The organism is Rhizomicrobium sp. (assembly GCA_037200045.1).
GTDB lineage: Bacteria > Pseudomonadota > Alphaproteobacteria > Micropepsales > Micropepsaceae > Rhizomicrobium.
In genome coordinates, this window is the sequence record JBBCHM010000002.1 from 555,550 (window position 1) to 568,725 (window position 13,176).

At 68.3% G+C, this 13,176-nt stretch carries 7 protein-coding genes; 1 reads left to right on the forward strand and 6 read right to left on the reverse strand.

Going from position 1 to position 13,176, the window contains the following annotated elements:
• Positions 1–25: 25 nt before the first annotated feature.
• From glcE to ykgO, 3 genes are all read right to left on the reverse strand, one after another.
• Positions 26–1,165, reverse strand: a complete 1,140-nt coding sequence (gene glcE, locus WDM86_17815) for a glycolate oxidase subunit GlcE (protein MEI9991880.1) — start codon at positions 1,163–1,165, stop codon at positions 26–28.
• Between the two features lie 177 nt (positions 1,166–1,342).
• Entirely contained in the window at positions 1,343–2,821 is a 1,479-nt protein-coding gene (locus WDM86_17820; GenBank protein MEI9991881.1) for an FAD-linked oxidase C-terminal domain-containing protein, read from the reverse strand.
• A 44-nt stretch (positions 2,822–2,865) separates the two neighbouring features.
• Entirely contained in the window at positions 2,866–2,991 is a 126-nt protein-coding gene (gene ykgO / locus WDM86_17825) for a type B 50S ribosomal protein L36 (GenBank protein MEI9991882.1), read from the reverse strand.
• Between the two features lie 183 nt (positions 2,992–3,174).
• On the opposite strand from ykgO, the gene WDM86_17830 reads away from it, so the two are divergent.
• A complete protein-coding gene (locus tag WDM86_17830; protein MEI9991883.1) occupies positions 3,175–4,455 on the forward strand; it encodes a lytic murein transglycosylase in 1,281 nt (426 codons plus the stop codon).
• On the opposite strand, the gene WDM86_17835 is transcribed toward WDM86_17830, so the two are convergent.
• From WDM86_17835 to WDM86_17845, 3 genes are all read right to left on the reverse strand, one after another.
• Complete coding sequence (locus tag WDM86_17835; protein ID MEI9991884.1) at positions 4,456–5,763, reverse strand: MFS transporter; 1,308 nt, start codon at positions 5,761–5,763, stop codon at positions 4,456–4,458.
• Between the two features lie 103 nt (positions 5,764–5,866).
• Positions 5,867–7,969, reverse strand: coding sequence for a penicillin-binding protein 1C (gene pbpC / locus WDM86_17840; protein ID MEI9991885.1), 2,103 nt, complete (start codon positions 7,967–7,969; stop codon positions 5,867–5,869).
• Positions 7,970–8,130: 161 nt separating this feature from the next.
• The gene (locus WDM86_17845; protein MEI9991886.1) at positions 8,131–13,023 is read right to left on the reverse strand and encodes an alpha-2-macroglobulin; all 4,893 of its coding nucleotides are present in this window, start codon (positions 13,021–13,023) and stop codon (positions 8,131–8,133) included.
• Positions 13,024–13,176 lie beyond the last annotated feature (153 nt).

A 13,176-nucleotide genomic window follows, 5' to 3' on the forward strand; every position in this document is an offset into this window, starting at 1 on the left:
TTTTTTGTTTTCATCGAAAGAAACACTACACCCCGTCCCACATCCGGCCGGGATTGAACAAGCCCAGCGGATCGAACGCCGCCTTGACGGACTTGGTGACCGCCATTCGAACCGCGCTTTGCGGTTCGAATGTATCGAGCCGCTCGCGCGTCTCCTCGGCGGCGCGCAGCAGCACGGCATGGCCGCCGGCGCGATGGACCGCCGCGCGCACCGTGTCGCTGCCGGGCAGCGTGCCGAGCCACAGCAACCCGCCGGCCCAGTCGCCGAGCCACAGCGGCGCGTCGATCTCGGCGGCGACCCCGGCCGCCGCCGCCGGCGGCACGAAAGCGCGCCACACGTCGTAAGGCGTATCGAGGAACATCTCGCCGTTGGCGATGGCGCGGAAGGCGATCTCGCCGTCCGGCACCTCTTCGGCGGCGCGGCCGCCCAGCAGCGCGCGCAGCATCGTGCATTTCTCGGCCAGCGGTGCCTTCTCGCCTTCCAGGCGGATGAGAGCGCGATCCCGGCTGAAGGCCAGCCCCGTCGCGTCCAGCGGCGAGGACCACACTTTGCGCAGCAAGGCGAAACCTTCTTCGGGCGACAGATCGCGCACCGCCAGCACGGTGGACAGCGGCGGCTTGGGGAACACGCGCAGCGTCACCTCGGTGAGCACGCACAGCGTTCCCATCGCGCCGCACATCAGTTTGGGAACATCGAAGCCGGTGACGTTCTTGACCACCTTGCCGCCGGCCTTGAACGCCTCGCCGAAGCCGTTCACGCCGCGAAAGCCGAGCAATTGGTCGCGCACCGCGCCCAGGCGCACCCGCGCCGGACCGTTGGCGTCGCACGCGATCGCGCCGCCGATCGTACCCAGCCCCGGCGCCGCGCCGAGCAAGGGGCCCCAGTCCGGCGGATCGAAACCGAGCCGCTGGCCCTTTTCGGCGAGCGCCGCCGCGATCTCCGCCACCGGCGTGCCCGGCGCCGCGGTCAGGATCAGTTCGTTGGGCTCGTACGAAAGAATGCCGCGCAGGCCCGAAACGTCGAGCACCGAACCCATCGTCACCACGGCGCGGCCGAAAGCCTGCTTGGTGCCGGCGCCGACGATTTCGAGCGGCGATTTCCATGCGCGCGCCGTCATCACGGCCTCGACGATCTCTGCTTCGGTGGATGCTTTGTGGGTCGGCATCTCTAGATCACACCCACACTGTCATGGCCCGCGAATGCGGGCCACCCAGTTGAAGCGCGGCGCGACCTTTCAGGGAGAAGCGGTGACCGTCCTGAGAAAGCAAGACATGCGTCACCTGGGTGGCCCGCATTCGCGGGCCATGACAAGAGAGCTTTGGAAGCAAAGATGACAACCATTTCAAAACCGCGGCAGGTTCGGGAACGGCACGCGGCCGTCCTTCACATGCATATGCCCGCCCTCGACGCAGGCCGACAGCGTCGGAAACACCTTGCCGGGATTGAGCAGCCCGCCGGCGTCGAAGGCGCATTTCAGCCGCTGCTGCTGCGCCAGGTCGGCCTCGGTGAACATCACCGGCATCAAATCGCGCTTTTCGACGCCGACGCCGTGCTCGCCGGTCAAGACGCCGCCGACCTCGACGCAGAGCCTCAGGATATCGGCGCCGAACGCTTCGGCGCGGTCGTGCTCGCCCGGCTTCATCGTGTCGAAGATGATGAGCGGATGCAGGTTGCCGTCGCCGGCATGGAACACGTTGCAGAAGCCGAGCCGGTAGTGCTGCGCCATCTCGCCCATCCGCGCCAGCACCGCGGGCAGCTTGTGGCGCGGGATCGTGCCGTCCATGCACAGCATGTCGGGCGCCAGCCGCCCCATCGCCGGGAACGCCGCCTTGCGGCCGGCCCAGAGCTTGCCGCGTTCGATTTCGTCCCGCGCCTCGCGGACTTCCGCGCCGTTGGCCCTCGCGATGTCGCCGATGCGGGCGATGGCGTCATCGACCTCGGCGCCGATGCCGTCGGCGTCGATGATGAGAACGCCCTCGCAGGCCGGATAGCCGGGCGCGGAATAGGCCTCCACCGCCGCGATACAGCGGCGATCCATGAACTCCATCGCGGCCGGCACGATGCCCGCCGCGATGATGTCGGCGACGCATTGCCCGGCATCCGGCACGGAGGAAAACGCCGCCAGCAGCGTGCGCGTCGCGGGCGCCTTGGGCAAAATCCGAACCGTCGCCTCGACCACGACGCCGAGCAGTCCCTCGGAGCCGCACACCACGCCGAGCAGGTCGAGCCCGCCGGCGCCGGGCGCCTTGCCGCCGAGCCGCATCCGTTCGCCGCTCATCAGCACGAATTCGACGCCCAAAAGGTTGTTCGTCGTCAACCCGTATTTCAGGCAATGCAGCCCGCCGGAATTCTCCGCGACATTGCCGCCGATGGTGCAGGCGATCTGGCTCGACGGATCGGGCGCGTAATAGAAGCCGCTTGCCTCGACCGCGCGGGTGATCGCCAGATTGGTCACGCCGGGCTGGGCGACGACGCAGCGGTTCTCGATGTCGATGTCGAGGATCCGGCTCATCCGCGTCAGGCTGAGCAGGATGGCATCGGCGCGCGGCAGCGCCCCGCCCGACAGCGAGGTCCCCGCCCCGCGCGGCACGACCGGCACGCCGTGTTCGCTGGCATAGGCCAGGATGGCGGCCACCTGCTCGGCATCGCGCGGCAGCACGGTGACCAGCGGCTTCTGGCGATAGGCGGTCAGCGCATCGGCGTCGAAAGCGGCGAGGCCGGCGGGATCGGACACCACCCCGTCGGGCACGATGGCACGAAGCGCCGCGACGATGTCGGCGCCATGGGCGATGATCTCGGAATCGGGTGGCGAAAAATCCACGCGTGCGCCCCTCAACCACGCACGAAGGCTAGCACGGCGCGGGCTTAGCCCTGGCGTGCCTTGAAGCGCGGATTCTTCTTGTTGATGACGTAGACGCGGCCCTTGCGGCGGACGACGCGGCAGTCCTTGTCGCGCTTCTTGAGCGAGCGGAGAGAGTTGCGAACTTTCATGGTCTTATGGCCTTGGATCTGGGCCACAAGGCCCCGCAAAGAGGCGCGGAAGCTATGCGGCCCCCCTTTTCCTGTCAACCGGGAGAAAACCCAGGAATTCCGCCACATTCCGGCCTTGCCGGCGCGCTCTGCTATGGTAATCCGCCCGGCTTGGGGCGACCGAGGGTGGGGATGCAACTTTTGATGAGAGCCGGCTTCCGATTGGGTCTGGTGGCGCTGGCGGTCCTGGTCGCGGCCTGCACCACGGTGGAACCGGTGGATGCCCATCGCCGCACGGGGCATCACGCGCCGGCGCCGCCCAAACCCAAGATCGACCCCCAGGACGTCAAATTCGCCCAGTTCGTCGCCGACTTCCGCGTGACCGCGCTCGCCGCCGGGATCACGCCCGCGACCTATGACGCGGCGATGGGCGGCCTCAAGCGCAGCGACAAGATCGAGGCCCTGACCGAGGCGCAGCCGGAATTCGTCAAGCAGGTGTGGACCTATCTCGACACCGCCGCCTCGCCGCGCCGCGTCGCCGACGGACGGGCCGCGCTGGCGTCGCAGGCGGCGGCGCTGGCGACGATCGAAGCGAAATACGGCGTGCCGAAGGAGATCCTGGTCTCGATCTGGGGCAACGAGACCGATTTCGGCGGCGCGCTCGGCGGCTTCAACATCTTCCAGGCGCTGGCGACGCTCGCCTATGACGGGCCGCGCGCCGATTTCGGCCGCACCGAACTGCTCGATGCGCTGAAGATGATGCAGCAGGAGAAGCTCGATCCGGGCCAGATGGTCGCGTCCTGGGCCGGCGCCTTCGGCCAGCTTCAGATGCTGCCCTCGACCTTCCTCAAAAGCGCGGTCGACGGCGACGGCGACGGCAGGCGCGACCTGTGGCACTCCGCGCCCGACGCGCTGGCGAGCGCGGCGGTGGAGGTGTCGACCGATGGCTGGCAGCGCGGCCGCGTCTGGGGCTATGAGGTGAAACTGCCGGCGAACTTCGCCTATGAGATGGCGGACGGCGATTCGACCAAGCCGGTCGCGGATTGGAGCAAGCTCGGCGTGACCACCGCGATGGGCGCTGCCCTGCCGGCGAACACCGAAGCCGGCGCGATCTATCTGCCCGCCGGGGCGCGCGGGCCGGCGTTCCTGACGTTCGGCAATTTCAAGGTGATCTTGAAATACAACAACGCCGCGTCCTATGCGCTGGCGGTGTGCTATCTCGCCGATCTGATCGCCGGCCGCCCCGCCATCGTCGCGTCCTGGCCGCGCGACGAGGAGCCCCTGTCGCATGACGAGCGCATCGCGCTGCAGAACGGACTGACCAAGCTCGGCTACAATCCCGGCAAGATCGACGGCGTCATCGGACACGACGGCAAGGCGGCACTTAGGCTCTGGCAGAAGGCGCACGCCCTGCCCGCCGACGGGTTTCCGACCATGGGCGTCCTGGCGCAGATCCTGACCGAAGCGAAGAGCAAGGGGCTCTAGTCACGCATTCGCCACCGGCGTCTCGATATCCTCATCGACGATCTCGACATCCGGCGGAACGATCCCGGCATTGCGCAGCGCCGGCGACAGCCATTGATAGGCGAACAGCCCGACCAGCAGCACCGCCGCGAAGGCATAAGGAACATAGGGCGACCATTCATACATCCAGCCGATGAGCGGGCCGGCGATGAATCCCATGGCGCTGGCGCCGCCGATGATGCCGGCGACCGCGCCTTGCTCGTGCGGCGCCACCGACAGCGAGGCGCCGGAGGTGAATCCCGGCCGCGCCATGCCGAAGCCGAGGCCCGACAGCGCCAGGCCGACCACCAGCAGAAGGAAATTGCCGAACAGGAGGAAGACGACGGTCGAGACCAGCGCCGCGCCCAATCCCCAATTGGTCAGCACCCGCGCCGAGACGCGCACGTACTGCACCACCACGAGCTGGGCGAAGAGCGCCGCCAGCGAGGTCGCGAGCTGGCCGATCATGTTGTATTGCGCGGCGTGCTCCGGCGCGACGTGCAGCACGTCCATGAAGAAGAAGCCCATGGTCTGGATCGGCACCGTGCTCGCGGTCGAAAGCCCGACGGCGAAGATCGCGAAGGGCCGCACGCGGCGGTCGTGCCATTTCATCGCAACGCTCTCGACGCGCCGCGCCTTGGGCGGCGTGCGCTCCGGCAAAAGGAACCAGATCATCGCGGCGCTGGCGAGCGCGAGGCCCGAGATGAAATAGAACGGAACCAGCAGGCCGAACGGCGTGAACAGGCTGGCGATCGCCGGCCCGCCGACGGTGCCGAGGCCGAAGGCCGAGCCGATGGTCGCGACGCCTTTCAGCCGCTCCTGCGGCGTGGTGCGGTCGGCGACATAGGCCTGGGCCGCGGGCTGCGTGCCCGAACCGAACGTACCGTAGATCGAGCGCGTCAGGATCATCAGCGGAAAGATCGCGATGGCCGGCAGCCAGTTCTTCAGCCCGGCCAGCATCACGCTGGCGAACAGCGCGAAGGATGCGGCGAAGGCCAGAAGCCCCAGCAGCATCACGGGCTTGCGGCCCCAATGATCGCTCTTCTTGCCCCAATAGGTCGCGGTGACGACCCAGATCGCGGCCGAGACCGCAAAGACGCTGGTGGTCTGGACGGCGCCCAGGTGAAGCTGGCGCGACAGCGGCGGCAGGATGTTGAACAGCACGGTCTGGCCGGCGCCCATGCAGAGCAGGCTGACGAACAGGATGGCGAAGGCACGGCGGCGCTCGGCATGGGTGGTGATGTGCACGACATCGCGCACAGCGGGAGGATCGGGGATTTTGTCGGGCATGGCGGCGCTAAGCACCGCAATTGCATGGCGGGGTCAAGGCGGCGCGGCGCAAGGTAGCAATGTGTTTTCCTCCCCCGCGTTTGCGGGGGAGGAAAACGCGAATTCAGCTCTTCGCCTTCTTGAACCTTACCTGCGCCGTATCGCTCCGACCCTGCGCATCAACCACGGTGATACGCGCCAGGCCCTCGCCGTCGGGCGTGAACAGCACCGGCTGGAACCGCGTGAAATTGCCGATGAACTGGCCGTTGACCAGCCAGGTCAGCGGCTCCCTGCCGCCGTCGGCCTTGAGCACCACACTCTTGTCCTTGGCGTCGTCGGGTGGCAGCGGCACCACCGTGCCGTTGGGCGGAAAGGCGATGGTCGGCGGCGGCACATTGGTCTCGCGCGGCGGCGCCGGCGCGCTCTCGCGCCGGAAGAGGCGCATCGAGGGCGGCAATTGGTCGTTCGCGGTGGTCAGCAGCGCGCCCGCGGGCGGCGGATCGTCGGCATGGCGGTCGGCCGGCAGGAGCTCGAAGGTCTTGAGCAGGATCGGCGCGGCGGATTCGCGCCCGGCATGGCCGGCGCGCGGGCTCCCATCGGCGCGGCCGACCCACACGCCGACCGTGTAGTCGTTCGAAAACCCGACCGACCAGGCGTCGCGATAGCCATAGGAGGTGCCGGTCTTGAACCCGATGCGGCGGGCGCGGTCGATCCCCTGCCCCATCGCCCAGCCGTCGGGCAGCGAGACGCCCCGCAGGATCTGCTTGAGATAGAACGCCGCCACCGGCCCGAACAGGCGGTGATCGGCGGCGTCCGGCGCGCCCATGACATAGCGCAGCCCGCGCGCCTCGCCGCCATTGGCGATGCCGGCATAGAGCATGGTGATATCGGCGAGACTGATGCCGAGGCCGCCGAGCGCCACGGGCAGGCTTGGGCTGCCGTCGCCCGCCGGGAAGGCCAGCCGCGCGCCGGCATTCTCCAGCGTGGTGGTGAAGGCGAGCGGCCCGACGCGGTCCAGCACCATCACCGCCGGCACGTTGAGCGACATGCGCAGCGCCTCGGTCGCCGACACCGCGCCCTGGAAGCTGCCCTCGAAATCCTTCGGCGCGTAGTCGCCGAACATGGTCGGCGCGTCGGTCATCAGCGAGGCGGGATGCAGGATGAGATTGTCGAAGGCGATGCCGTAGATGAAGGGCTTGAGCGCCGAGCCCGGCGAGCGCCAGCGCTGCGCCAGGTCGATTTGCCCGGACGGTCCCCAATAATGCACCCCGCCCAGATAGGCGAGCACGTCGCGCGTGCGGTTGTCGACCACCACGATGGAAAGCGCCGTGCCCTCGCCGAAATAGGGCTGCTCGTTGGCCGCCATGCGCTCGACCGCGCCTTGCAGGTCGGCGTCCAACGTCGTGACGATACGGGTGGCGCGGGGATCGCGCAGCTTGAGCCGAACCGCGAGATGCGGCGCCGTCAGCGGCATCGCCTGACGCGCGAAGGGCACGCCCTCGCGCCGCGCCACGTCGGCGTCGCCTTGCGTGACCACGCTTTCGCTCACCATGCGGGCCAGTACCTTGTCGCGGCCCTTGGCGGCGCGGATGGCATGGCGGTCGGGCCGCTGCTTCACCGGCGATTGCGGCAGGGCGACGAGGAGCGCGGCCTCCGAAAGATCGATCCGCGACGGCTCCTTGCCGAAATAGGACAGCGCGGCGGCGCGCACGCCTTCGAGATTGCCGCCGAACGGCGCCAGCGTCAGGTAGAAGGACAGGATCTCGTCCTTGGAATAGCGCTCTTCGAGCTGGAGAGCGCGCATCATCTGGAACAGCTTGGTGCCGATGCCGCGCGATTTCGGCGGTTCCAGGATGCGCGCGACCTGCATGGTCAGCGTCGAGCCGCCCGAAACGATGTGCCCGGCGCCGGCGAATTGCAGTCCGGCGCGCAGGATCGCGGCGGGGTCCACGCCGGCGTGGTCGTAGAAGCGCTTGTCCTCATAGGCCATCAGCATGGCGAGATAGCGCGGCGAGACGTCCCGCACATCGGTCTTCATCCGCCAATAGCCGTCGTCGGTCAGGAAGGCGCGCAGCGGCACGCCATGGCGGTCGACGACCTCGGGCGAGACATGGATGGCGCGCGTCATGTCGGGCGGATTGGCGACATCGGCCGTGGCGACGGCGCAGGCGGCGCCGAAGAGGGCGAAGAGGGATGTTACAAGACTATGTGTAAGGCTCGATCTCATCGCCAACTCTTTCCTCTCCCCGCGTTTGCGGGGGAGGGGGACCGCGAAGCGGTGGAGGGGGCGGAAACGCGCTCCAACGCCGGCGCTAGCCCCCACCGCCCGTGCGCACGCTGTCGCTACGCACCGCTCGGCACCTCCCCCGCAACAGCGGGGGAGGAAAATCACGGCGCGATCGTCACGTTACCCATGGTCGTGCGGGCGTGGATCGTCGGCGCGTACATGTCCATCACCGCGGCGGCCGGCAGCACGAAGGTGCCCGTCGTCACCGCGCGCGCCACATAGGCGATGCGGAAGATCGGCTGCGGCTCCGGCTTCTTCTTGTCCTCGTCGCTGACATAGGACGAGCCGATGGTGAACGCCGCCACGAAGCGGTCGTCGCGCGCGTCCGCCATCGTCGTGTCGGAGAGCGTGTCGAGGAAGGCGTAGGGCTTGCCGTCCTCGCTGCCCAGCGGCATCTCGATCTCCAGCCCCGCCGGCAGAAGATCGATCACGCCCATCTGGCGATAGGTGTTGTGCTGCATCTGGCCGGTGACCTCCACGATCACGCGGTCGTTCTGGTGCAGATGCGACAGGTCCGCCGGCGTGCCGCCCATCGTCCAATAGGTCTTGCTGAGGGTAAACCCGCTCGCCTCGGCCGGCAGCGGCGCCGCCGGCGTGCCCTGGACCGAGGTGGTGCGCCACACGCTGGCGTCGCCGCGGTTCAGGAAGGTGATGCCGGAGCTGAGCTGCGCCGGCGAGGGCGACAGGCGGATCGCGCCGGCGCGCGGGATGCCCGGCTGGCCGTTGACCAGGATGTTCAGCGGCACGGTCTGGCGCGTCAGCGCATAGGCGGCGCGCAGCATCCACGCCTTTTCCTGCGTCGTCGTATCGTCGAGCTTGGAGTCGAGCTCGGCGCTTTTCTTCAAGAGGGCCGGGATGAGGTCCGGCTGGCCGTTCTCCGCCGCCAGAGCAGTGGAACCCGCCACGTCGCGCAAGAGCGAGCCGTAATCGCCGACCGGATAGCTGAACGCCTCGCCCTTCAGCGCGATGTCGCGCGCCCGGTTGAAGCCATAGGTCGCGCGCGCCCGGTCGCCGGCCTGCGCCGCCGCCGAGGCCGACAGCGCCTCCGCGATGGCGGTGTTCATCTCCGGCCCGCGCGTGTCGATGAAGTAGCGCAGGTCGGACAGGTTCACCTGGCCCGACCGCGCCAGCAGGTAGAAGGCATAGGCGCGGACGTTGTCGGAGTTGGAATCGCTCGCCGCCGTGCCGCGCAGCCAGGTCGAGCCGCGCTTGAGCGCATCGTTGGGCACGACATAGCCCTTCTCCTTGGCCTGGGTGAGGAAGTCGAGCGCGAAGACGCTGATCCATGGATCGGCGTCACTGCCCGGCGCCCACATCCCGAAATTGCCGGCGTAGTTCTGCATGTCGAGCACCGCGTCGACCGCGTCCTGCACCCGCGGGCGCAGCGCCTGGTCGCGCGGCAGGCCGGCGAGATCGGAGAGGTCGTTGAACACCAGGAGCGGCATGGCGCGGCTGGTGGTCTGCTCGATGCAGCCATAGGGATATTTGTCGAGCCATTTCAGAAGGCCCGGCACGTCGCTGTAGCCGTGCGCCGAAGCGACGGTCAGCCCCACGGTCGGCGTGCCGCGGATCAGGTCGGCGACCAGTTGCCCGTTGGCGGTATAGGTCGCCTTGGGCGCGAAGGGCACCGTCTCGTCGCGGGCGACATCCAATTGCGGCGCGCGCGATTCGATCTGCCAGGAATGGTCGACGGAAAATCCGCCCGGACCCCTGACGTTGAGCGCGATGGTCGCGATGCCGATGCCGGTGCCGTTGAGCTCCATCGGCACCAGCACGCGCTGGCCGACGCGCAGCGCCTCAGTCACCACCGTCTGGCGCGCGCCGTTGGGCAGGCCGACCGGTCCCGACGCGGTCAGCGTCGCGACATAGGTGCCCGGCTTGCCCTCGACATTGTTCATGTTGAGCGCGGCGGCGGCATGATCGCCCGGCGCCAGGAAGCGCGGCAACACGATGTCGGCGACCACCGGATCGCGTACCGTCAGCGGCCGGTCGGCATGGCCGAGCTTGGTGTCGGTCATCGCCACCGCCATCAGGCGCAATTCGCCGTTGAAGTCGGGGATGTCGAGCGCGACCGAGACCCTGCCGTCCGCGCCGACCTTCACCAGGCCGGAGAACAGCGCCACCGTGCGCGTCGGCACCACCGCCAGCGGCCGTCCGCCGAAGCTGTCGCCGCCCTCGCGCATCGCGCCGACCGCGCCCTTCTCGGCCTTGATCAGGCGGCCGTAGTCGTCGCGCATCGTCACGCCGAGCTGGCGCTTGGCGAAGTAGTAGTCGTTGGGATTGGGCGAGACGAAATCGGTGAGCTGGAGGATGCCCTCGTCCACCGCCGCCAGCGTCAGATAGGCCTGCTCGCCGCTCGCCAGGCCGGCGATCGCCACCGGGATGACGATCTTCTGGCGCGGCGTCACCTTCTGCGGCCCGCCGACGGTCACCGTCAGCGTCCGGTCCTTGTTGTCGACCTGCAGCCAGGCCAGCCCGATGGCGCGCACCGGCTCATGGCCCGTCGCCTCGTTCAGCGGCCGGTAGTCGGTCACGAGCACATAGGCGCCCGGGCCCCAATCGGCATCGACCTTCACGTCGACGCTGGCGCCGCCCGCCGGCGCGTCGATCACCTGGGAGGAGAACACCTTGTCGCCGGCCACCACGACCAGCGCCTTGCCGTTCGCGGTCGGCTTGATCTGGACATGCGCCGTCTCGCCCGCGCGATAGGAGGGCTTGTCGGCCGCGACCGGGATACGGTCCGGCCGATCGCCGGCGGAACTCGCCGCCCAGCCGGAATAGAAGCGATAGGACGACGCCGTGCCCGACTTCGGATCGGTGATCGTCAGCCGGTAGGAGCCATAGGGGAAGTTCTGTGCCAGCTTCACCGGCGCGCCGGCGCCGATGTCGATCTTGCCGCTGGTCATCAGCCGGTCGCGGGTGACCGCCTCGTATTTCCACGAGCCGTCCTTCTGGTACCACTGATAGGTCGTGTCCTCGCGCACCCAGGAATAGGTCAGGCCGGCGAGCGCGACGCGCTTGCCGTCGGCATCGACCGCGATGGCCTCGAAGCCGGCGCGGGCGTTCTCGGCCACCGAGCCGTCGTCGAAATCGGGACGCAGGCCGATCATCGCATCGCGGGTGCGCACCGGGATCTCGACATTCTTGTCGGTGGTGCGTCCGCCCGGCTCGTGGATCGAGATCGTGACGCTGGCCTTGAGCGGCAGGGTGGTGTCGGCGAGATCGCCGACCGATCCGGTCGCCTCGGTCGAGCCGTTGGCGTCGGTCTCCGGCACCGTCATCTGCACGTCGACGGAGGAGAACGTGTCGTCCACCCGGCCGAACTGATATTCCTTGAACTCGGGGAACGGCGTGCCGTCGGCTTCGATCTTGGCCGTGCCCTCGCCCGAAAGGCCGGAGGCCGGCGCGCCATAGAGAAAGCGGCTATCGGCGCGGACCTTGATGTCCTCGCCCGGCTTCACGACCTTGGTCTCGGGCGTCAGTGTCACCTTCAGGCGCTGCGGCACGAAATCGGCGACGTCGAACTGCACGCGGCCGACCGGCGACGCCTTGGGATCGATATAGGCGGCGATCTGCCAGCGCCCATGCGGCGCGCGATTGCCGAGCTTGAGCGGCCAGGTCGTGGCGCCCGCCTGGAGCGCGGCGGCGGGAACCGTGGTGCGCGAAACCTCCAGCCCATCGGGCCTTGTCGCAATGAGCGTCAGGACCGAGCTGATCGCGGCGCCGATGCGGTCGCGCAGCAGGGTGGTGGACTGCACCGTCTCGCCGGGGCGATAGACGCCGCGCTCGGTATAAAGAAACGCATCGATCGGGCCGGGCGCCTCGCGGCCGCTGACGCCGCGGTCGGTCAGGTCGAAGCCGGAGCGGCGCAAATCGAGGAAGCTGAAATCGCCGCCCGCGCCATAGGCCATCACCACGACGGGCGTGTCGCCGCCGGTGGCGCGCAACAGCCCGGCCGCGAAATCGGCGCGGCCGTCGCCATTGGTCGTCACGGTGGCGAGGACGTTGTTGTCCTTGGCGACGAGGTTGAGCTTGACCCCGCTCAGCGGCTTCGCGCTGGCGTAGGAGCGGGCGAAGACGGTGAGCCCGCCGGCGCCCTGGAAGCTGGTGACGGCGATATCGGAATCGACCACCCATTGGGCGGCGATGGTGCCTTCGTCGTAATAGTCCTTGGTCTCGTCCTGCGCCGCGTCCATCGCGATCAGCACATAGGCGCCGGGCGGCTTGTCCTTCAGGATGTCGCGGATCGGGATCAGGGTGGTGACGGAATCGTTCTTGACGTTGGCGACGTCCATCGTGCCCTGCCAGACCAGCGCGCCCTGGCTGTTCTCCAGGTCGGTGTCCTTCCAGGAATAGAGCGTGGTCTCGTCCACCGTGCCGCTTTCGATCTGCGACAGCAGCCGGTCGCCGACGCGGATGATCTTCAGGCGCAGCTTGGCGATGTTGACGGTCGTGACCGGCACGCCCTCGGCGTTCTCGCGCGGCAGCACGATGCCGCCGGCAAAGCGCACCAGCGAGGGCTTGTCGCGCAGCTCGACCGGGACGGTCTCGTCCTCGGTCAGCTTCTCGCCGGTGGCGGCGGGAAGCCCGCTCTTGAGCGTCACCTGGTAGGATTTGTTGAAGTCCAGGCCCGCGATGCACAGCCGGTCGTCCACCACATGGCTGGCGACCTTGGTCTCGGGGTCGATGGAGAAATAGTCCTCGTAATGCGTCTTGCCGGAGGCATCGAGGCTGCGGGTGAAGACCAGGCACGCCTCGGCCTGCGGCTTGGTGGTGTCGACCTCCAGCCGGCGGAAGGCGAAATACGGCGCCTGCGCCATCTGCGCCGGGGTCATGCTGCCGGTGACGGAGGACAGCCCGTTCGCGATGCGGGAGAAGAAGCCGGCGCCGAGCGGCGTGTTCTTGCCGCCGAGGAAATAGAGCACGCCGGTCACGACCGCGATGACGGCCAGGATGCCGCCGCCGATCATCACGAAACGCCGATTGTTGTCCACGTATTTCCCCCGAAACGCCCGACGAACGAGCTTATCACGCGCACCATGCGCAGCAATTCGTCACAAGCACAATCGGCGTCGAAAAAGGCGGGATATTGTCAAATGCGCGCAGATGCGAAAATTGTTTCGCGACCCCATGCTGCGCGTGCGTTG